Raw genomic sequence first — 26,191 nt, forward strand, 5'->3', positions numbered from 1 at the left:
GACCACTCCCGCTCCTGCCTTTCGTGCCGGATCAGCGCTGGTTCTCCGGGACCCAGTTCCGCACGACCGGGTGGTACCCGGCCGGCTTGTCGCCGAGCTTGACCCCGGCGTTGATGATCCACGACTGGTACTCCGGCGTGAACATCGAATAGGGCTTGCCCTGCGGCACGGCGCTGGCGGCGTCGAGGTCGGCGCGCAGTTCCGCGGGCAGTTCGAAATCGAGCGCCGCCAGCGAGGAACCGAGCTGCTCGGCGCTGCTCGCGCCCACGATCGCCGAGGCGATCCCGGGCTGGGTCGCGACCCAGTTGAGCGCCACCTGCGCCATCGTCACGCCCAGCTCGTCCGCCACGGTCTCCAGCGTCTTCAGCAGCGTCCAGTGCCGGTCCGTCCACTCGTACCCGACACCGCCTTCGCCGCTGAGGCGCCCTTCGCCGGTCAGGCCCTTGTCGGAATTGCGGTACTTGCCGGTGAGGAAGCCGCTGCCGAGCGGGCTCCAGGCCGTGATGCCGAGTCCCAGGGCCTGGCCGGCCGCGACGTGCTCCGCCTCGATCGTCCGCTCCACCAGGGAGTAGGGCAGCTGCAGGGTGATCATCGGCACCAGCGAGTTGGCCTCGGCGAGGGTCTGCGCCCGGGCCGCGTACCAGGCGGGCACGTCGGACAGGCCCGCGTAGCGGATCTTCCCCGCCTTCGTGAGGTCGTCGAAGGTGCGCAACACCTCCTCGACCGGGGTGATCCGGTCCCACGTGTGCAGCAGGAACAGGTCAAGGTAGTCCGTGCGCAGGCGGCGCAGCGACGCCTCCACCGCCCTGATCATGTGCTTGCGGCCGTTCCCGCCCGCGTTCGGGTCGCCGGGGTCGACGCTGTTGGTGAACTTGGTGGTGAGCACCATCCGGTCGCGGACCCCGGCTTCCGCGATGAGGTTGCCGAGGATCGCTTCGCTCTCGCCCGCGGTGTAGAAGTCCGCGGTGTCGATGAAGTTCCCGCCCGCTTCGACGTAGCGGCGGAAGATTGGCCGGGCCTCGTCCTCGGTCTTGCCGTACGAGGCGTGGAAACCGCCGGTGCCGAAGTTCATCGTGCCCAGGGACAGGCGGCTGACGCGGAGTCCGGACCGGCCCAGCAGGTAGTACTGGTCGAGTGACATGGATTCGTTGCTCCTGATCAGGTGGCGAGGAGTTCGCGGGCCTTGACCGGATTGGTGTAGTCGCGCCAGGCGATGATCCGGCCGTCCTCGATCTCGTAGACGGCCATGTTCATCACCGGGGCCAGCGGTCCGCCGGGCAGCGCGAGCCCGTGGATCTGCTCGGCGATCACGACGTTGCCGTTCACGGCCTGGTGGACGGTCTCGAACTCCACCCGGTCGAAGTTCTCGAAAACCGCCTTCCACAGTTTGACGACCCCTTCGCGGCCGTGGATCTCGTCGTCGCCGTAGTTGAGGAAGACGACCTCGGGGTGGAGGTAGGGGGCGAGCTCGTCGGCGTTCTTGGTGTTGAAGGCCGCCAGGAAGCGGCGCACCAGGGTGTCGTTGTCTTCGGCCATGCCGTTCAGGGTGGAGAACAAAAAATGGACCGGCAAGTACAGAAACAGGCGGTCCACTTCTGTACTTGCCGGTCCATTTTCTGCTGCCTAAGCTCGCGCCGTCCACCGCTGCAGAAACGAGAGAAGGTTCCCGATGCACGCGATCTTCGTGCGCGAACACGGCGGCCCGGAGGTCATGAACTGGACCGAATTCCCCGATCCCGTACCGGGTCCCGGCGAAGTCGGAGTGCGACTGAGGGCGGCCGGGGTGAACTTCATGGACACCGGGGTCCGGAAGATGCCCGTCCCCACGTGGTCGCTGCCCGCGGTGCTGGGCGTCGAGGGCATGGGCGTCGTGACCGAGCTGGGCGAAGGCGTGCACGGCCTCGCCGTCGGCGACCGCGTCGCCTGGTACTACCACCAAGGGAGCTACGCCGAACGACTCGCCATTCCCGCGGATTCGCTGGTGCGCGTCCCGGACGACGTCGACGACGAGGTCGCCGCCGCCATCATGATGCAGGGCCTGACCGCCAACCACTTCACCACCGAGACGTACGCGATCCGGCCCGGCGACACGGCCGTCGTGCACGCCGCCGCGGGCGGGGTCGGATTGGCGCTGACCCAACTGATCAAGGCCCGGGGTGGCACGGTGATCGCCCTGGTGTCCCGCGAGGAGAAGGTGCCGGTGGCGGAGGAAGCCGGTGCCGATCACGTTCTCGTGTCCAGCGGCGGCGGTTTCGAAGACCGGGTGCGGAACCTCACCGGTGGCGAGGGCGCGCACGTCGTGTACGACGGCGGCGGCTCGGAGACGTTGCGATCGTCTCAGCTCGCCCTCCGCCCACACGGCGTCCACGCCTACTACGGCGTGCTGATCGGCAACCCGACGTTCCGCCCGATGGACATGCCGAACAGCATCCTGATGTCCTATCCGGCCGTCGGTGACCACGTGCCAACGCGCGAAGCCCTGGTCCGGCGGACGAACGAGCTCTTCGACTTCGTCCGGAAGGGGCAGCTCGCGCCGCGCATCGGGCAGCGCTACGCCCTGGCCGACGCCGCGCAGGCGCACCGGGACATCGAATCCCGTCGCACCACGGGGAAATTGCTGCTGCTGCCCTGAACCGTTCGGTCTCTCGGGTCTGCGGCGCACTTCGCGCGCCGCAGACCCGTGTCGACCCCGGCCGCATCCAATGTGGACAGGGTCAGGTGCGCCTCAGTGGTGGCCGCCCTGCGTGGTAATGACGAGGTCCACGGTCTTGCTGTCGATGACCTTGTGGGTGGGGTCGGCCAGTTGGACCAGCACCTTGTGCGGCCCGGGCGGCAGGCCCTGGATGATGAGCGGATCGCCGCTGCCGTCCGCCCAGTGCCAAGGGGCGTCGTCGACCGTGACGTGGATGTGGCCGATCCGGGGCGAGACGTCGAGTGCGGCGGGCCCGTACACCGGGACGATCCGCAGGTTCTCCGCCCGGTATCGGATCACGACCAATCCCATCGCCAGCTGGTCGGGCAAGGGGCCGTCGACGACGAGCGAGGCAGGTGGTTGCGACGGCAGGGGAACGACCGGAGCCGGTTCCCAGCCCGTCGCACCGGCGGCAACCTGCGCTTCGGGCTCCGATGCCGGGGACGTCGGCGCCGACGGGGGAGCGCCGGCCGAACAGGCGGTCGCGAGTGCGGCGAAGGTGGTTGCCGCGGCGCCCATCGCGATTCGGCGGATCATCGTCCTGCGCGGCGTGGAACGACGTTCCGATGGCGGAGAACTTGGCAGGTCGTGGTGTGGCATGGGGCCACGCTAGGTTTTCGCCGGAAGTCCCGGCGACCGTCGGTCGACGCCATCGCCGTACGTCGTCACCCCCGCCTGTACGGTCGGCCTACCCCGGGAGCCGACCGCGGAGTGACCACTTCGGACGGTCCTGGTAGCTCCGCGAGCGGGCGTTCGGGTCGCACGACTTGGAGGTGTTTCAGAATGACTCCGCCAGGCTCATCCCGAAGGCACCCGGTGCCTGACACCGATGGCGGTTTCGCGCGAAACCGGCGTCCGGCGTTCCACGTCCCGCGCGTGTCCGCGCCATTCCGGAACGACCCCTCAGCCGGGGCGTGCGGTTCGCAGGTAGTCGAGGCACAGGTCCAGCGCGGATTCCAGGTGTTCTGAGGAGTCCGTCGACATCAGGATCGTCACGCCGCCCTGGATCGCGGCGATCAAGGCGCCCGCGGTGCGCGCCGCGTCGAGATGGCGGCTGACCTGCCCGCCTTCCTGCATGTGCTCGATGCCCGCTTGGACCTGGCGCTGCCATTGGCCGAGCAGTTGCGCGGTCACCGCCTGGGCGGCCTGGCTGTGCTGACCGATTTCGGTGATCAGCACCCCCAGCGGGCAGTGCACGCCCTGCCTGCGGTACCGCTCGACCACGGCGTCGCGCCACCGCCGCCACGCCGCCCACGAGGTGAGCTCCCCGAGGTGCGGCTGCTGGTCGTCGAGCACCCGGTCGGCCTCCCGCTGCGCCACCGCCAGCAGCAGTTGTTCCTTGCCGTCTGGGAAGTAGTGGAACAGCTGGCTCTTGCCGGTGCCGCTGCGCCGGCCGATGTCTTCGAGCGTGGTCGTGCCCACGCCGCGCTCGCGGATTTCCGCCGCGGCCGCGTCGATGATCCGCGAGCGGGTCGCAGCGCCCTTCTTCGTGAGCACCGGTCCTCCCATGACGTGCACCTCCACCGGGAGTGTACTCAGCGGTTCATTTTTCGCGAGGGGGTCGCCGTCCCGCCACCGGGAAAGCGGGGTGCGCCGCGCTTTCCCGGTGCCATCAGGGAACTCGAACTCGGATGCCGGCGACGGTGGCGAGGGTGAAGGTGACCTCGTCGATCGCGTCCGCGAGCTCGACGGGCCGGGAGAGGAACGGCGAATGGCCGCCGGGGAGGTGCCGGACGACCTCGGCGCTCCGCAGCGCGCGCTTGATGAACAGCTCGGGGATGCTCCTGTCGTCGTCGCAGACGATCAGCGCCGACGGGATGGTTCGCCACGACGCCCGGGTCTGCTCGTCGAGGAAGACCCGCGCGCTTTGCGGCCTGAGCCGCGCCACCGCCTCGGCGGCCCACTCCGCCGGAACATCGTGGTAGAAGGCATCGTGCGGCGGCAGGTGCGGCGCGGTCTCCGCTTCCAGCGGGAACCACGGCCCGCCGAGGGGCGAGGTCACCGCCTCGTCCGCCTCCAGCATGTGCGCCGCCAGGTAGACCAGCTGCCGCACGTTCGGCAGCGTGTCGGCGACCTCGCTGACCGGGACACCGCCGTAGGAATGCGCGAGGACGGTGACCGGGCCGTCGATGGACTCAACATGCTCCCGCACCGCCTGTGCGTCGTCGCGCATCCCGGTGCCCGGATTTCCCCACGTGCTGGGCAGATCGACCGCGGACGTCGCCCAGCCGCGGCGCTCCAGCTCGGGTACGAGCCGCTCCCAGCACCAAGGGCCGTGCCAGGCGCCGTGAACGAGGACCAAGTGCCTCGGTGCAGCCATCATGTCTTCCTCATCTCTGCGTGCGAGTCGCCCCGAAGTGGACGCGGGGCGAGAGCGGGTTTCGGCCCCGTCACGGGAAAAGGCCGTCTGCGCCGGACGGTCGTCGGCGCAGACGGCGTTTCGGGGATCAGTTGTTCGTGCAGCGGTAGCTCGACGCGGCAGTGGGGTCGCCTGCTCCCGCATACCGGGAAACCTGCGGGAGCGGGCAGAGATCGCGGGTCGCGGTCCGGCCGCCGGCATCGGTCGACGCCGCCAGGGTCGCCGGGGCCTTGCCGTGCTCGACCCAGTCCACCAGGGCGCCCAGCGGGTTCTCCGGAACCGGGCCCGCGCCGCCGCCGCAGTGCTCCACCCCGGGCGCGAGGAACAGGCGGTAGAAGTCGTTCACGCGCTCGGCGCCGCCCATCCGCCGCTCCACCCGGTCGCGGTACCCGAGCGTGCCGCCCGGCGGGATCAGCTGGTCGTCGGTGCCCACGAACGTGATCAGCTTGCCGCCAGAGCGCCGGAAGCCCGACAGATCCGGGTCCGCAGTGCCGATGATCTCGTCGTACTCCTGCACCGACTGGCGGAAGAGCTCGGTGAACCGGCGGTAGGTGATCGTCGAGGTGTCGAAGCCGGGCTGCTTCTGCAGGAAGGCCTGTACCCAGCCCACGGCGACCGGGAAGCCCGGGGCCGACGGAGTGCCGTCCGCATCGACCTTCGTTCCGGCCAGCCACGCGGGGTCGGCCCCCTTCGGCAGGCCCAGCCACAGGCTCCGGCCGCGCTCATCGGTCGGTCCGGCCCAGACCTTGCGCATGACCTCCGCGTCCGCGGGCGTCACGGTGAGTTCTTCGCCGTCGCAGAGCACCTTGGTGCCCACGAGGGTGCGCGGGTCGTAGCTGCATTCGTCCGGCCGGTCGACGAAGCCGTTGGTGACGCCGTCGTCCGCGTCGCAGGCCGCGATCGCGGCCTGCCGGAACGCGTTGAGGACGCAGTTGCGCGGGAAGTGGCGGTCCTGGTTCATCACCACCTGCGGCCACAGGGTCGCGACCGCGAACCGGGTCCAGTCGACGGCGGGGGCGTTCGCCAGGATGCCGTCGAAGTCGTCGGGGTGGCTCTGGGCCTCGGAGTAGCCCTGGCGACCGCCGGTCGAGCAGCCGTTCCAGTAGGAGTACGTGATCGACCGGCCGTAGAACTCCTGGGTCACGTCCTTGCCGATCAACGCCTCTTCGTGCACCGAGCGGGTCGCGAAGTTGGTCACCAGCGGCGCGTTGATCTTCCCGTCGGCGGTCACCGCCCAACCGGTTTCGAGGGGGTCGGTGGACACGCCGGCGTCGGTCGTCACGCCGCTGTAGCCGTCCTTGACGGCCTGGACCAGCGGCGCGCCGAAGTCGCCGGCGGCGTAGGCGCTTCCGCCGATGGCCTGGAGCCGGCCCGTCCAGCCGGTTTCCGGCAGCGCCACCACGACCTTGACGTGGTCGTTCGCGCCGGGGTGGGTCAGGGAGACGGTGATCTCGCAGTACGCGGGCACGCCGGTGATCTCGGACCCGGGTGAGAGCGGTGTCGCCGGGAAGGTGACGGTTCCGCCGGGCTTCCGGGCCGCCTGCACCGACTCGATCACCGAGCCGGGCGGTGCGTCGACGGGGACCGGGGAACACGTCGGCTCGGCCGTGCTCACCACCTGCGCCGGGTCGCCGGGACCCAGCTGTGCCGCGGCGATCCCGCCCAGGGGGATCAGCGCGAGCGGCGCGGCCGCCGCTACCAGTTTCGTCAAGAGCCGCATGGACTTCCTTCTCGCTGTTTCTCGCATTCGGATTCGCCCTCGAGCTCGTGGCGGTTCCGCCACGGCGAGCGATGAGCGACCCCGGCGGCGGTGGATCCCGCGCAGGCCGGTCGTCGGCGCCTTCTCGGGCGCCGCGGGGTGAAGGTCGCGGAACCGACGCTACGGCGGCCTCGTTGACAGAAGATTTACGCCGCGTAGACGCGCTCCCCGGGCGAACTTCCGCGTCCGGGCGCGCTTTCCGGACGAACCGGGCGTCGGTGGCCTGTCGCAACGCCGCGCGGCGACGTCGGTGTGCAGGCGATTCGCCTCGCGGCGCCTTCGGTAGGGTCGTGTTCGGGGACTCGTGTACGGCCCGGGGAAATCGGCCGAGGGCACCCAGGGCAGGAGTGCGCACGATGCGACTTTTCGGGCGGGAAGCCGAGCTGAAGCTCCTGGCCGAGATCATCGACGGGTCGGGGGATCGCGGCGGCGTCCTCCTGCACGGCGAGGCCGGCATCGGGAAGTCCGCGCTGGTGGCGGAGGCCGTTTCCGCGGCGTCGGTCGCCGGCCTGCGGGTGCTGAAGACCACCGGTGCGGAGGCGGAGCAGAACCTCGCCTACGCCGGGTTGCACCAGCTGCTGCACCCGGTACGGGCGGGCGTGGACGCCCTCCCGACCCCGCAGCGGGACGCCCTGCGGACGGCGCTGGGGCTCGCCGACGGCGGGGAACCCAGCACCTACCTGGTCGGCCTCGCCATGCTGAGCCTGCTGGCCGACCAGGCCGCCGACCGGCCGTTGCTGATCGTCGCGGAGGACGTGCACTGGCTCGACCGCGCGAGCGCGGACGTGCTCGCGTTCGTGGCGCGGCGGATCGAGTCCGATCCCGTCGTGCTGATCGCGACCCTCCGCACCGATGAGCGCTCACCGCTGCAGGACGCCGGGCTGTCCCCGATGCACGTCGACCGGCTCTCCGACCAGAGCGCCGCCGAGGTGCTGGACTCGATCGCGCCCGGCCTCGCCCCGGAACTCCGGGCGCAGCTGCTGGCGGAGGCGGCGGGGAATCCGCTGGCGTTGAGCGAATTGCCCGCGGCGACGGCAGACCTCGACGGGATCGACCCGGTGCTACCGCTGGGCGACCGCCTCGAACGCGCTTTCACCGTCCGGGTCGCCGCTCTCGCCGCGCCCACCCGCACCGCCTTGCTGGTCGCGGCGCTCAACCAGACCGACTCGGTCGCCGAAACGCTCGCGGCCACCGGCCGGATCCTGGACGCGGAGGCCGACCTGGAAGTCCTGGCACCGGCCGTCGAGGTCCGGTTGGTAGAGCTCGTCATCGACGCCGTGACGTTCCGGCATCCCCTGATGCGGTCGGCGATCACGGCGGCTTCGTCGCTGGCCGAGCGCCAGCAGGCCCACCTGGCGCTGGCCGAGACGCTGCTCGACAAGCCGGACCGCCGGGCGTGGCACCGGGCCGCCGCGACGGCCGGAGCGGACGAGGACGTGGCCGCCGAGCTGGAGCGGACGGCCGACCGGGCGCAGCAGCGGGGCGGGCTCGCCGCCGCGATCGCGGCGTTGGAGCAGGCCGTCAGGCTGAGCGAGCGGCAGGACAGGCAGGCGGTTCGCCTGCTGCGTGCCGCCGAGCTGGCGGTCGAGTCCGGCCGCCGCGACAAGGCCGAGCGCCTGGTGCGCGACGCGCAGGCCCTGGAACTGTCTCCGCGTCAGCGCGCCACCGCCAGTTGGCTGCTCAGCGGCTTCGAGGACGGGGTGCGCGAGGACGTCTCCCGGGTGTCGGAGCTGGGCGAACTGGTCGAAGCGGTCGCCGCCGACGGGCAGGTGGAGGCGGCCGTCCGGATCCTGCTGGGCGCCGCCATGCGCTGCTTCTGGTCCGAACCCGGCCCAGCCGCGCGCAACTCGCTGCTGGGCGTGGCCGACCGGCTGCCCATCGATGCCGACGATCCGCGGATGGTCGCTGTCGCCGCGTACGTCGCGCCGTTCGAACGCGGCCACCGGGTGGTCGACGGGCTGCGGGAGCTGGCCGGGGTCGCCGGATCCAACCCGGAAGTAGACCGCTACCTGGGCAGCGCGGCCATGCAGGTCGGGGCCTTCGACCTGGCCGCCCGCTTCACCGCGGCGGCCGTGCCCGGACTGCGCGCCCAAGGGCGGCTCGGGACACTGCCCAGGGCGCTGACCGTCCAGGCGTGGAGCCGGGCCCGGCTCGGTGACCTGGCCACGGCCGTCCCGATCGCCGCCGAGGCCGCCGCGCTCGCCGGGGAGACCGGCCAGCCGTTCATGCACGGGCTGGCCACGGCCGTCCAGGCGGAGATCGCCGCGCTGCGGGGCGACCACGAACAGGCCGGGGCGCTGGTGAACGAGGCCGAACGGATCGGCCTCGCCGCGGGCGCCCGGCCGGTCCTGGCCACCGTCCAGCTCACCCGCGGGCTGCTGGGCTTGAGCGAGGGCCGCTTCGACGACGCGTTCGCCGACCTACGCCGGATCCTCGACCCCGCGGATCCCGCCTATCAGTTCGGTTTGCGCGCGTACTTCGTCGCGGAACTCACCGAGGCCGCGGTGCGGGCCGGGCACGCGGACGCGATGCGGGACATCTTGCGGGAGCTGGAACCGCTGGCGGTATCGACGCCGTCGCCGGCGTTGCACATCGGGCTGCGCTACGCGCGCGCGGTGCTCGCCGCGAACGACGAGGCGGAGGAGCTGTTCAAGGCCGCGTTGCGGGCCGATCTGAGCGGGTGGCCCGCGGAACGCGGGCGGGTCCACCTGGCGTTCGGCGAGTGGCTGCGGCGGCAGCGCCGGGTGGTGGAGTCCCGGACGCACCTGCGCACGGCCCGGGATGCCTTCGACGCGCTCGGGATGGCCGCGTGGGGCGAGCGGGCCCGCCGGGAGTTGCGCAGCGCGGGGGAGTCGAGCCCGAACCGGGGCCCGGACGCGCGGGAAAAGCTGACCCCGCACGAGCTGAGCATCGCGCAGCTGGCCGCCGACGGGCTGACGAACCGGGAGATCGGGCAGCGGCTCTACCTGTCGCACCGGACCGTCGGTACCCACCTGTACCGGATCTTCCCCAAGCTGGGCGTGAGCTCCCGGGCCGATCTGGTGGGCATGCTCAAGAAGCTCGAGGAAGAGCCCGCTCAGTAGCGGCGACTTACACCGGCGCAGTCATCCGACGGGCGCGGAAGCCTCCGCGGGCTGCCTAGCGTCCTGGGCATGCCGGGAGGGCGCGGATCGCGGACTTCCCGGCGCGTCGCGGGAGAACACGCCCGCGCCCCGGTGGACGAGATTCGCGCAGGAGTTCCAGATGATCAGCAGAAGACGATTCACGCAGGCGTTCGCGGCGGGTGTGGCGGCGACGTCGCTGGCCGGCTGCTCGTCGAATGCTCCCGCCACCCCCGCCGCCGCGGCACCCGCCGGCGCGGATCTCCGGGTCGGATCGGGCGAGAACACCTCGCTGGGCCCGATCAAGCAGATCGACGCCGGCGTGCTCAACATGGCCTACGCCGAGTTCGGCCCCAGCAGCGGCCAGCCGGCGGTGCTGGTGCACGGCTGGCCCTACGACCCGTACAGCTACGCCGATGTCGCGCCGCTGCTCGCCGCCGCGGGCTACCGGGTGATCGTCCCGTTCCTGCGCGGCTGGGGCCGGACCAGGTTCCTGTCGCCGCAGGCGGTCCGCAACGGGCAGCAGTCGGCGGTGGCGCTCGACATCATCGCCTTGATGGACGCGCTGCGGATCGACAAGGCGGTTCTGGGCGGGTTCGACTGGGGCGCGCGGACCGTCGCCATCATGGCCGCGCTCTGGCCCGAACGCTGCAAAGCGATCGTCTCGGTGAGCGGGTACATCATCACCAACCTCGAAGCGAACAAGCAGCCGCTGCCCCCGGCCGCCGAGCTGGGCTGGTGGTACCAGTACTACTTCGCGACCGAGCGCGGCGCCCTCGGCTACGACCGGAACCGGCACGACTTCAACAAGCTGATCTGGAAGATCGCGTCGCCGCAGTGGAACTTCGACGACGCCACTTATGACCGCAGCGCGGCGTCGTTCGACAACCCCGACCACGCCGCCATCGTCGTCCACAACTACCGGTGGCGGCTGAGCCTGGCGCCCGGCGAGCCGCAGTACGACCAGCACGAGCAGCGACTTGCCGCCGGGCCGGCCATCTCCGTGCCATCGATCACGATCGGCAGTGACTTCGACGGCGCGGCCAAGAACGGCGCCTCCTACCGCGCCAAGTTCACCGGCAAGTACGAGCACCGGATCTACGACGGGATCGGGCACAACGTCCCGCAGGAAGCCCCGCGCCCCTTCGCCCAGGCGATCATCGACGCGGACCGGCTCTGAACCATTCCGAACGCGCGCCCGGCGGCCCATCCGGCCACCGGGCGCGCGCCTGTTTGGCCGGAACAGGTTGCGGGGAAAGGACTTCCGTGATCGAACCCGGGTGAGCTTTGTGGACGGACCGGGAACGGCATCGAGCCCGCCACCGAATGGTGGCGGGCTCGATTGCGTTGGGGAGACGTCAGTCGACGGTGGCGTCGAGGGTGACCTCGATGTTGCCCCGGGTCGCCTTCGAGTACGGGCACACCTGGTGCGCGCCCTGGACGAGCTCGTCGGCGGTCGCCTGGTCGATCCCCGACGCCTCGAGGTGCAGAGCGGCGCTGAGCTTGAACTCGCCGGCGTCGGTGTCGTGGTGCAGGGTGACTTCCGCGATCACGGCGAGGTCGGTCAGCTTGACCTTCTTCTCGCCGGCCACGCGGCGCACGGCGCCGACGAAGCAGGACGCCCAGCCCGCCGCGAACAGCTGCTCGGGGTTCGTGCCGCCGCCGGCACCGCCGAGCGCCTTCGGCACGGCGAGGCCGACGTCGAGCACGCCGTCGTCGGAGATCGCCCGCCCGCCGTTGCGGCCATCCGCGGTGGAGGTGGCTACCGCGGTGTAGGTGGTTTCAGCCATGGCATTCCTTCTCGTCTTCGCGTTCTCACAGGGGTGTCGCCGCGCCCGCCCCGGCCGGGCTCACCAGCCGGCCGGGGCGGTCCGAGAGGCGGGGGCGGCCGTGCACCGCGCGACGGCGCGGATTTCTGCGCGGTGACGGCATTGGCGCTCGGGGGCTCTCCCCCGCCTCGATGTGCGGCCGTGGTGTTCGTGAAGCGCGACCACCGCGGCTCGGCACGACACCACGTTAAGAACTCGGGAAATGCCTTGGCGACAGTCGGATGACGTCATGCGCGTACGTCACCGGCGCTCAGACCAGCGAGGCGCCGACCGCCGTCCCGATCCTGGCGCGCATCCGCTGGAGGCCGGGGCCGGGTTCCAGCCCCAGGTCGTCGGCCAGCAACCGGGCGATCCGCTGGTAGGCGGACAACGCCTCGCTCCGGCGGTCGTCCCGGTCGAAGGCCCAGATCAGCAGTTCCCACAGCCGCTCTCGATACGGCTCCGCCGTCGTCGCGAGCGTCAGCTCGGCGATCGCCTGGTCGCAGTGGCCCTGCTCGATGTCCAGCGCCCAGCGATCCTCCATGGCCGTCGCGCGCAGTCGTTCCAGCCAGGTGCGGCGGCCTTCGAAGAAGGCGCCGCCCAACCCGTCCAGCGCGGGCCCGCGCCACAGCGCGAGCGCGTCGCGCGACAGGCGGGACGCCTCCGCGAGCAGCCCCTGTTCGCGGGCCTCGCGCACCGCGGACGTGGTCTGGCGGAACACCGACACGTCGACCGCGCGGGGCGCGACTACCAGCTGGTAGCCGCGGCCCGCCGAGCGGATCTCCGCCTCACCACCCGCCAGGATCCGGCGCAGCCGGGAGACGTAGGTGCGGGTCGTGACGACGGCGCTGGGCGGAGCCTCCAACCCCCACAGCGCGCGCACGATCTCGTCGACGGAGACCTGCCGCCCCTCGCTGAGCAGCAGCAGAGCGAGCACACCCCGCTGCTGCGGGGAGCCTGCCGCCAGCTCCCCGTCACCGCTCCAGACCTTGATCGGGCCGAGCAGCCCGAAGCTCAAACCGGTCATCGTGGTTGGCGCTCCTCCCGTTGATCGCGACCTGCGGTGCCGCCCGGCCGTCGCCGATCCGCGCTGCCGGGGTCCCGCCAGGACTGTTGGTGCAGCGTCGAACACACCGGCACACTTTAGGTTCCGCCATTGCCGACCGAACGCCGATGCCCCCTGTCACCGAACGTCTATCCACTGTCTACGCCGAGGCACTAGGAAGGCTCCGGCACGAGAAGTCGTGGCGAGGACATCCGAAAGGGCCGAGGCGGCGAACGCCCGGTCGCATCGCTGCCCGGGGCGACGTACGCCCTCGGCGTCGCTTGACGCACGCGATGGCGATCCGAGCCCGCCTACCTTCGGGCGTGCCCTGCTGCGGACCCGCAAACCCGGGCCGGCCGCCGCGACTCTTGCGAAGGAAAGGCCCCACTGGTGATCGGACGAGCGTCCACGGACTCGCCTCCTTGCCGGTTCACCGTTCTCGGCCCGCCGGGCCTGAACTGCTACGGCACGGAGCTGGACCTCGGCTCGCCGCAGCAACAAGCCGTCCTGATGCTGCTGCTGGCCAACAACGGCAGGTTCGTGCAGGTCGGCGAGCTGATCGACGGCCTGTGGGGAGACCGGGCGCCGGTCACCGGCGAAGCCGTCATCCGGACCTACATCTCCCGCCTGCGGCGGATGCTGTCCGGGCACGGGCTCGGCTCGGCGATCCGGTCCCAGGCCGGGGGTTACCTGCTGGACCCGTCGCTGTTCGTGCTGGATTCGACCGAGTTCGCCGACCTGGTCGAGAGCGCCAGGCGAGAGCACACGGCGGGGAACGCCTCGGCGGCGGCGGACCACTTGGCGGCTGCGCTCGACCTCTGGACCGGCACCGCGCTGGCCGGAGTTCCCGGCGAGGCCGCCGAAAGGGAGCGGTCGCGGCTGGAACGGCTGAAGCTGACCGCCACCCAGGAGCTGCTGCGGATCCGCCTGGAGCTGGGGGAGCACGCCGAGGTGGTGGCCGAGGTGCCGTTGCTCATCGAGCAGAACCGGCTCGAAGAGCCGCTGTACGAGATCTACCTGCTCGCCCTGTACCGCAGCGGCCGGCGGGCCGAGGCCCTGGAGGTCTACCGGACGGTCTACGACCTGCTCAGCGAGGAGATGGGCGTCGGCCCGGGGCCGCTGCTGCAGGCGATCCACGAGAAGATCCTCCGGGCCGACGCGGACGTCCACGACGAGATGGCCGCCCCGCGAACCGGGTCGCGCACCGCGCGCCCCGGCCAGGTGCCGGGCGGGGGCTTCGACCGGCAGTTCATCGGACGGGACGCGGAGCGAGCGGTTTTCCGGGCCATGCTCGAAGCCGGCGGCGAGCGGAGCGGGCCGCTGTTCGTCTGCGGTCCCGCCGGCATCGGAAAGTCGACGCTGCTGCGGAAATTCGCGGAGGACGCACGTGCTTCGGGCCGTCAGGTGTGGCACCTGCACGACCTGGATGCCTCGGAGCGCCGGGAACGCCTCGAACAGGTCGCCGACGAGCTCTCAGCGGCCGCCGGGCCGGTGCTCCTCCTGGACTCCTTCGAAGAGTTCGGCGACCTCGAACACTGGCTGCGCGACGAGTACCTCCGGAAGTTGCGGGGCGAGGCGATCATCGTGGTGGCGGGCAGGACCGGGCCGAGCGCCGGCTGGCTCATCGACCCGGCATGGTCCGGGACGATCACACTCCGCTGCCTCGGGGCCCTCAGCGACGAGGAATCCGCCGCGCTGGTCGAGGCCCGCGGCGTCGCCCCGGAGCTCCGGGACTCCATTGTGGACTTCGCCGAGGGCAGTCCCCTCGCGCTGTCGCTCGCGGCCGAGGTCGGCCGGAGCCTGCCGGTCACCGGAAAGCCGTCGCGACGCGACGCCGTGCGGTACGTGGTCGACAACGTCATCGCGCTGCTGGTCGGTCCCGCGCCGACCGCCGCGCACCGGTGGGCGCTGCACGTGTGCGCACACGCGCGCTACACCACCGAAGACCTGCTCCGGGCGGTGGTGCCGGGCGGCCAGGCGGCGGAACTGTTCGACTGGCTCCGGGCTCAGCCGTTCGTCGAAACGGCTGCTCACGGCCTGGACATCAACGGCGTGCTGCGGGAATCCCTCGAATACCAGCTGCGGTGGCGGGACCCGGTCGGCTACGAGCAGATGCACCGGCGGATCCGCGAGTACGTCATGGGCAGCCTCCTGCGGGACACCCGCGATCCGCATGCGAGCGTGGCGGTGATGCGGACGATCGCCCATCTGCGGCGGCGGGGCGGGGTCGTGCCGCGGTACGTTTCGGGCGCGGGCGACGAGGACCTGCAGGCGTCGGCGGCGACCTCCGCGGACCACGGGGAACTCATCGCCATGGCGCGGGAGCACCGCGGCGAGTCCGCGGCGGCTTCCGTCCGGTTCTGGCTGGAACGCCAACCGAACGCGTTCCACCTGTTGCGGGACCGCAGGACGAAGCGGCTGCGGGCGTTCATGAGCCGACTGCGCCTCACGGCTCCGGCGCCGGAAGAACTCGCGGCCGACTCGATCGTCGGAGCGATCTGGCACGACGTGCGCCGGCGGATGCACCTGCCGGCCGGCGCGCACGTCTCGGTCGCGCGGCACCTCTTGTGCCCCGCAGGCGAAGCCGAACCGTCCTTCATCACGGACGCCTTCCAGGCGCACTTGATGCGCGGCTGCCTGCACGAGCCCGGGTTGGCGGCCTCGTACCTGGTCCTGTCCAACGGGAGGCTCTGGCGCCCGCTGCTGGAGTACCTGGGCCACCACGAGGTGGAGACGGACCATCCGAACTCGGTCTTCGGCCACGACTGGCTGGCGCCACCCGGGGAATGGCGGGATCGGCACCTGGACGAAGAGCTGTGGGCGCAACGGCGCCTGAACCTGTTCGCGCCGCAGGGCGCGTCCGAAGCCCGTTGAGCGTTGCAGAAAGTCCTTCGGTGGCAACGAGATCGCGCCGTCGAAGAACGTATACCGATCGTCGGCGTGCTTCGGAATAGCATCGTGGAGTTCCGCATGGACCGTCGTCTCGCCACCCGAGCGATTACCGCCGCGCCATCGCGAATCACTCGGTGTGGCCGAGGGGACGAGGCGCCCTAATCCCCCGGGGCGCCTCGTCCCCGCCCCTCCGGAACGCGTGCCGGAGGGTGCCGGGAGCGGCGACGTACACGGCTGACGTCACGCGACGGATGCCGGGCGGTGCTGACGCTGATTAGCGTTGAGATGTGGGCGAAGACAGCACGAACGAACCCCGCCGGCGGCGATTTCGCGCGAAATCGACGCCCTGCGCCCCAGGCGGGCACGTCCCGCACACGCGTGCGCCAGCATCTTGAAACGCCTTCTTGGGGCACTCCTCGACGTGCGCGATGGGAGCGCTGGTGGTGGCTGCGAACTTCGCGGTGCCGAACGGCGTCGTCCCCGTGCTGTCGGCGAGATGTAGACATCCGGCTGATCGACTTGGGTCCGAACTACCGCAGAGAAAGGGCGACAGTGGGCGTCGACGCGCGGACTGCGCTGGGAAATCCGGACTTGGTGGTCGGTCTGCTGCCGAGGGAGGGACGCGGCGCCGCCGAACCCCTCGGCGGGCACGCCGATGACGGGATCGCCGTGTCGGTCTTCGCCGATGATCTCAGCGATGGGGTGCGCTTCCTGCGCGCCCTGAGCGAGTCACCCGAAGTCCGGGTGCTGCCGTTGAAGAGGCATGCGGAGGCGGACGTCGTGGTGGTGGTGGCCACCAGGGTCGACGACGCGCTCCTGCTGCAGATGGAGAAGGTCGCGGCGCAGGCGGAGAACTCGCGGCAGCGCATGGTGCTGATCTCCGACCCGATGCGGGAATCGCAGCTCTCCAGGGTCGTGGGCTGCGGCGTGGTGAGCATCCTGCCGCGCGCGTCGATCGCGCCCCACCTGATCGTGCGGGCCGTGGTCGCCAGCGGCAAGGGCGAGGCGGTCATGCCCAAGCGGGTGGTCCGCCGGCTGCTGGAGGAGGCCAGGGAGTTCCACCAGGCCGCGCGGCGAGTGCCTCAGGTGCACGCCGAGGCCGGGCTGACGGACCGGGAGGTGGAGGTGCTCCGGATGTTCGCCGACGGGCACGACACCGGCTACGTCGCCGTCCAGCTCAGGCTTTCCGAGCGCACGATCAAGAAGATCGTCCAGGATCTGACGCGACGCCTCGGTCTCCGCAATCGCACGCACGCCGTTTCCTACGCATTGCGGGCCGGAGTGATCTAAGCACCGTCAACGTTTCGTATTCGTTTTGTATGCGCGCACGCGTCGACCGCGGAAGGTCCTCGGGAACCTGGTTGCCAGGGATACGAGTGACTTCGAATCGTCTCATTCCTTCCTTTCCGAGGAGAAATCAAAGTGATCACCTACGACTGGCTCTTCATCGCGGGCTCGTGAGCCGAGCCGAGCAGCCCGGAACTGCTCGACATCCGGTCCCCGCACGACCAGGCGGTCATCGGCCGCGCCGCCCAGGCCTCCGCCGACGTGGACCGCGCCGTGCTCGCCGCCCGTGCCGCCTTCGACGAGGGCACCTGGCCCGGCACGGCGCCGGCGGAGCGCATCGCCGTCATCCGGCGGTTCAACACGCTCCGCGAGGCCAACACCGAGAAGATCGCCACCCTCATCGCCGCGAAGAACGGATCGGCCCGTGGTTCACGCTGGCCGGTCAGTCCGGACTCACCCGGCAGGCCAACGCCTACCTGAAGGCGGCCGAGGAGTTCGGCTGGGAGGAATTGCTGGAGCCATCCGACCCCGGCTCGGCCGTGCGCAGCCTGGTGCGTCGCGAGCCCATCGGCGTCGTGGCCGCTGTCATCTCAACGGTGAATCGTGCATCGCGGACACCCGGATCCTCGCGCCGCGCGGGTACGGAGCGGTCGGGCGGGCCCAGTACATCGAGCACAAGACCATCACCCTGTGACGGCTGTGGTGGGCGGTGCGGTGCCATCGCGCGGGTCCGGGTGCCTGTCGTGAGCGGCCGTCGGCCTTCGTCGATGCACTTAAGTGCTATCGGTAGCACTATTGGGAATTCCTCATTGCATGATCGACGCCGTCATCGATATCGTCCGATCAGGTGAATCACCCATTACCGGGAAATCGTGGTCATCCGATCCGTCTGCTTCGGACGGCTTCATCGGACTGCTCGTCCTTTCATCGTCGGCGTTGACCGGATTCCGTCGCAATTTGATCAGGGAGAACTCGAAGTGGGAATTGGCCAGGGTACGAATTCAGTCGACGTGGTTCGCATGCGCGAGGCGGCGGACCGGATGGATGTGTCCGCGGAGCGCGCGAGGGCGCAGAAGGCCGAGGTCGAGGAGGCCGTCGGGCGGCTCAGCTCGTTCACCGGCACCGCCGCCGATTCCTACCGCGGCGCGATGACCGAGTGGTACCAGAACGCCGACACGGTCATCAACGAGCTCGTAGGCATGGCCCGCAAGATGCGTGACAGCGCCGACGACTACGAGCGCGGCCACCGCGACGCCACCAACGTGGCCGACGATGCCGCCACTTTCATCCGCAGCCAGTCCTCCGCCGGCCTCACCGGGCTCTGACCGGTCGATCGACATGTTCGAAGGGATCACGAAATGGGACAGCCCACCTACACGTACAGCGCAGTCGACAACAACGGCGTCACCGACGTCATGCAGGGCGCCGGGGACGCCATCAAGACGGAACTCGGCGCCCTGGACGCTGAGGTGACCGAGTACCTCAACAACTGGACGGCGGACGCGAAGACGGCGTACGCGCGGGCCAGGGACCGCTGGAACGCAGCCGCGGACACCATGCCGGTGTCCCTCAGCCACGCCGCCGAGAAGCTCGCCGACATCACCCGCCGGCTCAACGCCGCGGACGACAGCGTCACGGGCATGTGGTGATGGTGCGGTCGCGAGTCGCCGACCAGGTGGCACGCCCGTCCGGCCGGCCGGGCGAATCCGCCCGGCCGGCCCCGGGAAATACCGAATGAGGCATGAGTAATGAGCATAATCGGCACCGACGACGACGAGGACGTCTCGCCGACCGACAACAGCAACAAGCCGCCGAAGCCGGACGGCAACTGGACGCCGGACACCGGCAACGCCGACGGCGGCGACCCGTGGGATGTCAACAAGGGCGCGTACCCGCCGTTCCCGGCCCCGCCGAAGGTGCCGGGCGGCAACGAGCACCCCGGCAAGGACGTCAACGTCATCGACGTCGAGGCGATCAAGATCTACGCGAACAACATCGAGGCGCTGCTCCCGGTCATCACGACCGTGCTCAGGGAGCTGGACGACCTGGAGGCCAAGGGTTTCGGCCCGGGCAACTTCGGTGCCGGCAACAACCTCAAGGCGAAGGTGTTCGGCGGCGGCAGCCAGGAGGGCGGCGCCTCCCTGCTCGCCTCGATCCGCACGGTCTACACCGAGGCGCAGACGATCATCAAGGAGGTCGTCGCGAGGTGCCGCGAGATCGCGAAGAAGTACAAGAACGCCCATGAGCTGAGCGAGTTCGACGCCCAGGAGTTCAAGCAGATGGTGAGCGGCGTGAAGTCGAAGGTCGACGGTCTCACGCTCGGCGCCACCGGTTGATGCGCCCCGGCGACGCGGGATCGGCGGAGACGGGCAAGACATAGCGGGCCGTTGTGGTGCCCTGCCCGAGTCACGGTATGGATGGCGATGGCTGACGACGACAAGTACAACAAGGACGGGTTCAAGCTCGGCCCGAAGGGCGGGGTGCTCGCGGACCCCGGCGCGAACCTGTCCGACAACCGGGATTTCGAGTCCTGGGACTGGAAGCAGATCAAGGCGGCCATCGTCGGCTACGCCGCCGTGCCCTCGGACGGCATCCCGCACAGCACGCCGTTCTCGGACCCCGACTCGCTCCGCTACGCCTCCGTCGTCATCAACCGCGCCCGCGCGGGGCTGGACTACCTCGCCGACAACATCAAGATGCAGAGCGAGGCGCTCGCGGGGGAGAACGGTGCGTGGAAGAGCGGAGCCGCCGATGCGTTCCGCTCGATGACGCTGCTGTTCGCGGCGAAGCTGAAGTCCAAGGCCGAGCAGATCAACGGCGGTGAGTCCGTCGGCACGAACAACGTGCCGAGTCAACTGTGGACGAGCGGGAACTACCTGCAGTGGGCCAAGGACACGATCAACTGGATCGACGGCTACTACGCGAGCTGGGTCGCCACCAACGGCACCCAGATGGGCAACGGTCTCGCGCGGATCTCGGACTACCCCGAACTCGTGACGCAAATGGGCGACGACATGAAGAAGGTCGTCCGGATCCTCGCGGGCCAGTACGTCCTCAACACCGACAAGGTCACGCCGCCGAACCCGGCCGACTTCGACTTCAAGAAGGACCCGAAGCTCGGCGACGACAACTCCGGCGGCCCCAAACCCCCGCCGAACCTGACGAACCCGCCCCCGGGCGGCGGCGACGCGGCGAAGAAACCGCCGTCCATCGACGCGCCTCCCCCCACGGGCGGCCCCACCGGCGGAGGCGGCCCCAAGTCCCCGCCGTCGTTGAACGCGCCCAAACCCCCGAGCACCGGCGCGGGCAACTTCGCGGCGAAGCCGCCATCCGTCGACGCGCCGCCCGGCACTGGTGGTGCGAACGTTCCGAAGCCGCCGTCGGTGAACGCGCCGCCCGGAACCGGCGGTGCCAACGCTCCGAAACCGCCGTCCGTCAACGTGCCCGCGCCGCCGGGTACCGGTGGTGCCAACGGTCCGAAGCCGCCGTCGGTGAACGCGCCCCCGGGCACCGGTGGCGCCAACGTCCCGAAGCCGCCGTCCGTGAACGCGCCTCCCGGAACCGGCGGTGCCAACGTTCCCAAGCCGCCGTCCGTCAACGTGCCCGCGCCGCCCGGAACCGGTGGCAAATCGGGTGGCGGCGCCAACGTGCCCAAACCCGTGAACGTGCCCTCGCCCGTCAAGTCGGGTGGCGGCAGTGGTCCCGGGGCGGGGCTGAAGCCGCCCGCGCCGCTGAACGTGTCCGCTCCTCCCGGCGCCGAGGCGGGTGCCGGAAACCCGCGCGGCAACGTGGTGAAGCCGCCGGTGCCGCACGGTGCCGAATGGCAGGCGCCGAGGAGCGCTTCCGGGACGGGCCAGAGCGGACCCGGCGTGCCGCCGCCGGCGGTGCCGCCGGGTGCCGGTGGCGGTCAGCCCGCGGCGGCCGACCGTCCGGACTCGGCGGGCCTGCTCGGCGGGGAAACCGCGCCGTGGGAGGGCGCGACGCCGCCGTCCGTGGGCGGGCCCAGCGAGGTGCCTTCTGCTGCGGCGAAGCCGGAGGAATGGGCGGCACCACCGGCGAACGCGCCGGGGATTCAGGCGCCCGGTGCGGGTTTCCCGCCGCCGATGATGCCGCCGGGTGCCGGTGGCGCTGGTCAGCCCTCGGCGGCCGACCGCCCGGACTCGGCGGGGCTGCTCGGTGGGGAGACCGAGCCGTGGCTTTCCGGCGCGGACGACAGCGGCGAGATCGGCGCCGACTACGCGCCGTCGTCGAAGCCGGAGTCCTGGGCGAACGCCGCCGACCCCGTACCCGCTGATGCGGAGGAAGAACCCGTCGTGCCAATGCTTTCGACCCAGGCGGGGCCACCTGTGTCCGATGTGGACTCCGAGGCCGGGGAGGACGCCGGTGAGCGGGTCACCGCGGTCCCCGGCGAGGCGGAGGTGAGCGCCGTCCCGGCGGCACCGCCTGCGGGCTGGGCGGTCACGTCCGGCACCGAGCCGGGCGAGGACGAACCCTGGGAGATCAGCCTGCCCCCGGCTGCCGCGCCCGAAGGATGGGCTGCGCGTGCCGATGTCGTTTCGCCGGACGCGAGTGCGCCGACGCCCGCCGCGGCACTCGTCGCCGGCGCAGCGACCGCAGCCGGCGCGATGACACCCGCCGCACCCACGGCCGCTTCGTCGACCGCGCCGCGAACCCGGCCGCTCGAGCCGACCCCGGCTCGCGAAGCGGACCAGGACTCGGATCGAGCGTTTCCGGTGCCCGGCATCGACTCGGTGGTGGTCGTCCGGGCGGCGGAAGCCGTCCGGGACACCAAGGCGTGGGACACCGGCGCGAAAGACCTCGTGCTGCCCGGCGCGCCGCTGCCACCGGCCGTGGTGAGTTCCGGCCAGTCCGGCTGGGGCGACGACTTCCCGGCCGTCACGCCGAAGGCGGCCGAACCGGTCGGCCCGGAACCCGAGCCGACCGCGCACGCCACCTACCGGCGGAAGAAACCGGGTGAGGCGGCCACGATCGTCGACTCCTGGGAACCCCCGCCGTCGTGCGGCGACGAGTATTCGCTCCCGCCGGAGGACCGCGAGGCGTACCTGGCTTCGCTGCACGACGAGCCAGAGGAAGAGGACGAGGAGACCGACGCCGAGCCGGCGGAGCGGTCCGCGGCCGACCTGCTCAACGCGAGCGATTCGTCGTGGGGCGGTTCCGGCGCCTCCCGGCCCACGGGAGTCCTCGAATGATCAACGAATTCGCGCTCCACCGGATGGAGATCGTCTGATGGCGACCGTGACGGTCAAACGTCCCCCCAGGGCCGGCGGGCCCGAGATGCCGCAGGGGCAGATCGAGCTGCAGGAGCCCCCGGTGCTCGCCGAGCCCGCGACCCGGGACTTCGCATCGATGCTGGGGTTCCTGCCGATGGGCCTCGGCTCGCTGGTGACGGTGCTGGCGTTCTCGGGCGCCGGCGGCAGTTCCCCGTTCACCTACGTCATCGGCGGCGGCATGGGCATCGCCATGATCAGCATGGGGCTCGGCCAGCTCGGCAGGGCCGCCGGCGAGCGCAAGCGCAAGATGGCCGCCGAACGCCGCGACTACCTCCGCTACATCGGGCAGCTGCGGACCCGCACCCGCACCACCGCCGACGAGCAGCGGGCCGCGGTGCTCTGGAACAACCCCGAGCCGGGGTGGCTCTGGTACGTCGCGGGCGGCTCCCGGCTGTGGGAGCGCCGGGCGGGCCACGACGACTTCGGCCGCGTGCGCATCGGTCTCGGCACCCAGCAGGCCGCGCTGGAACTGCTCCCGCCGACCACCAAGCCGATCGAGGACCTCGAACCGCTCGCGGCGATCTCGCTGCGCCGGTTCAGCGAGACCTACCGCACGGTCTCGGGCATCCCGGTCGCGGTCGGGCTGCGCAGCTTCACCAGCGTCGAGTTCGCGGGCGACATCGATGGCGCGCTGGGGCTGGCGCGCGCCGCGATCGCGCAGCTCGCGACCTTCCACGCCCCGGACGAGTTGCGCATCGCGGTGCTCGCCGCCGAGGACTGCCGGTCCGAATGGGACTGGGTCAAGTGGCTGCCGCACAACGCGCACCACTCGGCCCGGGACGACGCGGGGCCGGTCCGGATGCTCGCGTGCGACCACGACGAACTGATGGACCTGCTCGGCAAGGACGTCACCGACCGCGGCCCGCACGACAAGGCCACCGCGCCCAGCAACGCCGAGCCGTTCGTCGTGGTCATCGCCCACCTGGCGACCATCCCCGAGTCCTCCCGCCTGCTCGACGTGGGCCTGCGCAACGTGGTCCTGCTGGACATCACCGGCATGCTGCCCGGCGGCGCCAAGGTGCTCCGCCTGACCGCGACCGAGGACGGGGTCGAGTTCCCCTCCGGGGACGGAACCGGTGTCGCCTCGCGCGACGAGCTGAGCCTGGTCGAGGCGGAGGTGCTCGCCCGGCGGCTCGCCCCCAAGCGGACCAGCGGCACCGTGGAACTGGTCGAGCGGCCGCTGGAATCCGACTTCGAGCTGACCACCCTGCTCGGGATCCGCGACGTGAACACCTTCGACGTCCAGCAGCTGTGGCGTCCCCGCAACGCCCAGCGGGCCCGCATGTCGGTGCCGATCGGCGTCACCGAGGAAGGCGAGGTCGTCGAGCTCGACCTCAAGGAGTCGGCGCAGGGCGGGATGGGCCCGCACGGCATGCTCATCGGCGCCACCGGTTCCGGCAAGAGCGAACTGCTGCGGACCCTGGTGCTGGGCCTGGCCGCGACGCATTCGTCGGAGATCCTGAACTTCGTCCTGGTCGATTTCAAGGGCGGCGCGACGTTCCTCGGCATGGACCGGCTGCCGCACACCTCCGCGGTGATCACCAACCTGGCGGACGAGCTGCCGCTGGTCGACCGCATGCAGGACTCCCTCAACGGCGAGATGATCCGCCGCCAGGAACTCCTGCGGGAAAGCGGCTACCCGTCGCTGTTCGAGTACGAGAAGGCCAGGGCCGCGGGGGAGGCGCTCGCGCCGTTCCCGACGCTGTTCCTGGTCGTGGACGAGTTCTCCGAGCTGCTGGCGAGCAAGCCGGAGTTCATGGACCTGTTCGTCTCCGTCGGCCGGCTGGGGCGCAGCCTCGGCGTGCACCTGCTGCTCGCCTCCCAGCGCCTCGACGAGGGCCGCATCCACCGCGTCGAGGGCCACCTGTCGTACCGGATCGCGCTGCGCACGTTCTCCTCGATGGAGTCGCGCAACGTCATCGGCGTGGCGAACGCCTACGAGCTGCCCACCGAGCCGGGCAACGGTTTCCTCAAGATCGACACGACGAACCTGGTCCGGTTCAAGGGCGCCTACGTGTCCGGCCCGGCGCCGCTGCCGAAGGCGGACGCGGCCGCCGGCGAATTCGAGAAGGCGGTCCAGGAAGTCGTCCCCTTCGTCACGCACGCGCGCCCGGTCCGCCAGCTGACCCCGGTGGACGAGGTGGCGGAGGTCGTCGAGGCCGACGCGGCGGCGAGCTCGATCAGCCTCGCCGAGGCGTTCATCGGCAGGCTGGCGGGCGCCGGGCCCGCCGCGCGCCAGGTGTGGCTGCCGCCGCTGGCGGAGTCGCCGAGCCTGGACTCCCTGCTGCCCAGCGTGCTGCCCGGTCAGTTCCGCGGCATGAACGTCGAGGATCCGGCCATGCAGGGCAGGCTGCGCGCCCCGATCGGCCTGATCGACCGGCCCTACGAGCAGGTGCGGGAGCTGCTGGTCGCGAACCTCTCCGCCGCCGACGGGCACGTCGCCGTCGTGGGCGCGCCGCAGTCCGGGAAGTCGACGCTGCTGCGCACCCTGGTGCTCTCCCTGGCGATGACCCACACGCCGTGGGAGGTGCAGTTCTACGGCCTCGACTTCGGGGGCGGCGGCATCATGTCGATCGCGGGGCTGCCGCACGTCGGTTCCATCGCGACCCGCATGGAGCACGACCGCGTGGTCCGCACCATCGCGGAGCTGCTGCAGCTGATGGAGCACCGCGAGTCCGTGTTCGCCGCCCGCGGGCTGGAATCCATGGCGGCGTACCGGAACCTGCGGCGCACCGGGGAGATCACCGATCCGTCCGGCGACGTCTTCCTGATCGTCGACGGCTGGTACACCATCCGCCAGGACTTCGGCGAGCTCGAGGCGCGCATCAACGAGCTGGCGGCGCGGGGCCTGTCCTTCGGCATCCACGTGGTGGTGGGCGCCGCCCGCTGGTCGGAGATCCGGCCGGCGCTGCGCGACGTCATCGGCAGCAAGTTCGAGCTGCGGCTGGGCGACCCGATGGAGTCGGAGATCGGCTCGCGCAAGGCGCAGACCGTGCCCGCTCAACCCGGCCGCGGTCTCACCCTCAGCGGGATGCACTTCCTGGCCGCCCTGCCGCGGATGGACGGCAGCTCCGCCACGGACGACCTGGCGTCCGCGACGAAGGCGCTGGCGGAGGAGGCCGCGACCTTCTGGCCGGGGCGCCCGGCGCCGCCCGTGCGGATGCTGCCCGCCGTCGTGCCGCTCGGCGAACTGCCCCGGCCGGAGCGCGACGTCCGGATCTGCATCGGCCTCGACGAACAACGCCTGCAGCCGGTCTGGCACGACTTCGAGCAGACGCCGCACATGCTGGTGTTCGGGGACAGCGAGACCGGCAAGACCAACACGCTCCGCGCGGTCCTGCAGTCGATCCTGTCGCGCTACCGGCCGGACCAGGCGAAGATCCTGCTCGGCGACCCCAACCGGCAGCTCGACACCGTGGTGCCCGAGGCATACCGGGTCGGCTACGCCATCACCGGCGACACGCTGAAGGACCTCACCGCGAAGGCCGCCATCTCGATGTCCCGCCGGGTGCCGGGTGAGGACATCGGCCTGGACCGGCTGCGCCGGCGCGACTGGTGGGAGGGGCCGCAGTTCTTCCTCGTCGTCGACGACTACGAGCTCTTCGGGCTGGGAATGGGGCAGTCGCCGCTGGACGCGCTGCTGCCGATGCTGGCCCAGGGCGTCCACATCGGACTCCACCTGGTCGTCGCTCGCAGCACCTCCGGCGCGATGCGGGCGCTCAGCGACCCGGTGATCCGGCGGATGTGGGAGCTCGGGACGCCCGGTGTCGTCTTCTCCTACCCCAAGGAGGAAGGCAAGTTCCTCGGCGAGGCGGTGCCGCGGAAGCTGGTCGCCGGCCGAGCGCAGCTGGTCACCCGCAAGGGCGTCCGCCTGGTCCAGATGGCGCACGCATCCGCGCCGGTCGCGTCGCAGCCCGGTGGCGCGTCGCGGTGATCGAGACGAACAACAGCAACAGC

General features: G+C 71.0%; 18 protein-coding genes and 1 pseudogene. 11 read left to right on the forward strand and 8 right to left on the reverse strand.

The genetic code is table 11. The features are described 5' to 3' along the window. Nucleotides 1-31 precede the first annotated feature (31 nt). Both E1288_RS04705 and E1288_RS04710 read right to left on the reverse strand, forming a co-directional pair. A complete protein-coding gene (locus E1288_RS04705) occupies nucleotides 32-1,141 on the reverse strand; it encodes an aldo/keto reductase (protein WP_132481319.1) in 1,110 nt (369 codons plus the stop codon). Nucleotides 1,142-1,158: 17 nt separating this feature from the next. Next, complete coding sequence (locus tag E1288_RS04710) at nucleotides 1,159-1,536, reverse strand: nuclear transport factor 2 family protein (RefSeq protein ID WP_132481322.1); 378 nt, start codon at nucleotides 1,534-1,536, stop codon at nucleotides 1,159-1,161. 133 nt (nucleotides 1,537-1,669) lie between these two features. Between E1288_RS04710 and E1288_RS04715 the strand changes: the two genes are divergently transcribed. Then, nucleotides 1,670-2,632 (forward strand): quinone oxidoreductase family protein, encoded by a 963-nt coding sequence (locus E1288_RS04715; RefSeq protein WP_132481326.1) that lies wholly within the window; start codon nucleotides 1,670-1,672, stop codon nucleotides 2,630-2,632. Nucleotides 2,633-2,725: 93 nt separating this feature from the next. Here E1288_RS04715 and E1288_RS04720 read toward each other — a convergent pair whose 3' ends face one another. The 4 genes from E1288_RS04720 to E1288_RS04735 all read right to left on the reverse strand — a co-directional run bounded on the left by E1288_RS04720 (nucleotide 2,726) and on the right by E1288_RS04735 (nucleotide 6,771). Then, nucleotides 2,726-3,211 (reverse strand): DUF6130 family protein, encoded by a 486-nt coding sequence (locus tag E1288_RS04720; RefSeq protein WP_235883338.1) that lies wholly within the window; start codon nucleotides 3,209-3,211, stop codon nucleotides 2,726-2,728. 384 nt (nucleotides 3,212-3,595) lie between these two features. Then, nucleotides 3,596-4,189, reverse strand: a complete 594-nt coding sequence (locus E1288_RS04725) for a TetR/AcrR family transcriptional regulator (RefSeq protein WP_132481709.1) — start codon at nucleotides 4,187-4,189, stop codon at nucleotides 3,596-3,598. Nucleotides 4,190-4,304: 115 nt separating this feature from the next. After that, entirely contained in the window at nucleotides 4,305-5,012 is a 708-nt protein-coding gene (locus tag E1288_RS04730) for an alpha/beta fold hydrolase (protein WP_165967983.1), read from the reverse strand. A 127-nt stretch (nucleotides 5,013-5,139) separates the two neighbouring features. Continuing rightward, a complete protein-coding gene (locus tag E1288_RS04735; protein ID WP_132481334.1) occupies nucleotides 5,140-6,771 on the reverse strand; it encodes a tannase/feruloyl esterase family alpha/beta hydrolase in 1,632 nt (543 codons plus the stop codon). A gap of 395 nt (nucleotides 6,772-7,166) precedes the next feature. Here E1288_RS04735 and E1288_RS04740 point away from each other — a divergent pair, with 395 nt between their 5' ends. Next, on the forward strand, nucleotides 7,167-9,893 hold the full coding sequence (locus E1288_RS04740) for an ATP-binding protein (RefSeq protein ID WP_132481337.1): 2,727 nt from the start codon (nucleotides 7,167-7,169) through the stop codon (nucleotides 9,891-9,893). Between the two features lie 160 nt (nucleotides 9,894-10,053). After that, nucleotides 10,054-11,091, forward strand: a complete 1,038-nt coding sequence (locus tag E1288_RS04745) for an alpha/beta fold hydrolase (RefSeq protein WP_132481341.1) — start codon at nucleotides 10,054-10,056, stop codon at nucleotides 11,089-11,091. 178 nt (nucleotides 11,092-11,269) lie between these two features. Here the strand turns inward: E1288_RS04745 and E1288_RS04750 are convergent, their stop codons facing one another. Continuing rightward, nucleotides 11,270-11,701, reverse strand: coding sequence for an organic hydroperoxide resistance protein (locus E1288_RS04750; protein WP_132481344.1), 432 nt, complete (start codon nucleotides 11,699-11,701; stop codon nucleotides 11,270-11,272). Nucleotides 11,702-11,990: 289 nt separating this feature from the next. After that, nucleotides 11,991-12,746, reverse strand: a complete 756-nt coding sequence (locus tag E1288_RS04755) for an AfsR/SARP family transcriptional regulator (RefSeq protein ID WP_132481347.1) — start codon at nucleotides 12,744-12,746, stop codon at nucleotides 11,991-11,993. 408 nt (nucleotides 12,747-13,154) lie between these two features. Between E1288_RS04755 and E1288_RS04760 the strand changes: the two genes are divergently transcribed. From E1288_RS04760 to eccCa, 8 genes and pseudogenes are all read left to right on the forward strand, one after another. Further along, complete coding sequence (locus tag E1288_RS04760; protein WP_235883339.1) at nucleotides 13,155-15,638, forward strand: BTAD domain-containing putative transcriptional regulator; 2,484 nt, start codon at nucleotides 13,155-13,157, stop codon at nucleotides 15,636-15,638. 570 nt (nucleotides 15,639-16,208) lie between these two features. Further along, nucleotides 16,209-16,946, forward strand: coding sequence for a helix-turn-helix transcriptional regulator (locus E1288_RS47870; RefSeq protein ID WP_207954173.1), 738 nt, complete (start codon nucleotides 16,209-16,211; stop codon nucleotides 16,944-16,946). Between the two features lie 192 nt (nucleotides 16,947-17,138). Next, nucleotides 17,139-17,533, forward strand: a pseudogene (locus E1288_RS48580) (aldehyde dehydrogenase family protein); the annotation flags it as partial. Nucleotides 17,534-17,953: 420 nt separating this feature from the next. Continuing rightward, complete coding sequence (locus E1288_RS04775; RefSeq protein WP_268951795.1) at nucleotides 17,954-18,268, forward strand: WXG100 family type VII secretion target; 315 nt, start codon at nucleotides 17,954-17,956, stop codon at nucleotides 18,266-18,268. Between the two features lie 33 nt (nucleotides 18,269-18,301). Next, entirely contained in the window at nucleotides 18,302-18,592 is a 291-nt protein-coding gene (locus E1288_RS04780; protein ID WP_132481353.1) for a WXG100 family type VII secretion target, read from the forward strand. A 99-nt stretch (nucleotides 18,593-18,691) separates the two neighbouring features. Further along, nucleotides 18,692-19,279, forward strand: coding sequence for a hypothetical protein (locus E1288_RS04785; RefSeq protein ID WP_132481356.1), 588 nt, complete (start codon nucleotides 18,692-18,694; stop codon nucleotides 19,277-19,279). Nucleotides 19,280-19,366: 87 nt separating this feature from the next. Further along, complete coding sequence (locus E1288_RS04790) at nucleotides 19,367-22,153, forward strand: hypothetical protein (RefSeq protein ID WP_132481359.1); 2,787 nt, start codon at nucleotides 19,367-19,369, stop codon at nucleotides 22,151-22,153. Nucleotides 22,154-22,190: 37 nt separating this feature from the next. Beyond that, on the forward strand, nucleotides 22,191-26,168 hold the full coding sequence (eccCa, locus tag E1288_RS04795; RefSeq protein WP_132481362.1) for a type VII secretion protein EccCa: 3,978 nt from the start codon (nucleotides 22,191-22,193) through the stop codon (nucleotides 26,166-26,168). The last annotated feature ends 23 nt before the right edge of the window (nucleotides 26,169-26,191 follow it).

Origin of the sequence: Saccharopolyspora elongata (assembly GCF_004348985.1) — a bacterium.
Lineage (GTDB): Bacteria > Actinomycetota > Actinomycetes > Mycobacteriales > Pseudonocardiaceae > Saccharopolyspora > Saccharopolyspora elongata.

Coding starts and splice junctions, on each gene's coding strand:
- E1288_RS04705 (WP_132481319.1), bottom strand. CDS start 1,141: ATGTCACTCGACCAGTACTACCTGCTGGGCCGGTCCGGACTCCGCGTC.
- E1288_RS04710 (WP_132481322.1), bottom strand. CDS start 1,536: ATGGCCGAAGACAACGACACCCTGGTGCGCCGCTTCCTGGCGGCCTTC.
- E1288_RS04715 (WP_132481326.1), top strand. CDS start 1,670: ATGCACGCGATCTTCGTGCGCGAACACGGCGGCCCGGAGGTCATGAAC.
- E1288_RS04720 (WP_235883338.1), bottom strand. CDS start 3,211: ATGGGCGCCGCGGCAACCACCTTCGCCGCACTCGCGACCGCCTGTTCG.
- E1288_RS04730 (WP_165967983.1), bottom strand. CDS start 5,012: ATGGCTGCACCGAGGCACTTGGTCCTCGTTCACGGCGCCTGGCACGGC.
- E1288_RS04735 (WP_132481334.1), bottom strand. CDS start 6,771: ATGCGGCTCTTGACGAAACTGGTAGCGGCGGCCGCGCCGCTCGCGCTG.
- E1288_RS04740 (WP_132481337.1), top strand. CDS start 7,167: ATGCGACTTTTCGGGCGGGAAGCCGAGCTGAAGCTCCTGGCCGAGATC.
- E1288_RS04745 (WP_132481341.1), top strand. CDS start 10,054: ATGATCAGCAGAAGACGATTCACGCAGGCGTTCGCGGCGGGTGTGGCG.
- E1288_RS04750 (WP_132481344.1), bottom strand. CDS start 11,701: ATGGCTGAAACCACCTACACCGCGGTAGCCACCTCCACCGCGGATGGC.
- E1288_RS04755 (WP_132481347.1), bottom strand. CDS start 12,746: ATGACCGGTTTGAGCTTCGGGCTGCTCGGCCCGATCAAGGTCTGGAGC.
- E1288_RS04780 (WP_132481353.1), top strand. CDS start 18,302: ATGGGACAGCCCACCTACACGTACAGCGCAGTCGACAACAACGGCGTC.
- E1288_RS04785 (WP_132481356.1), top strand. CDS start 18,692: ATGAGCATAATCGGCACCGACGACGACGAGGACGTCTCGCCGACCGAC.
- E1288_RS04790 (WP_132481359.1), top strand. CDS start 19,367: ATGGCTGACGACGACAAGTACAACAAGGACGGGTTCAAGCTCGGCCCG.
- eccCa (WP_132481362.1), top strand. CDS start 22,191: ATGGCGACCGTGACGGTCAAACGTCCCCCCAGGGCCGGCGGGCCCGAG.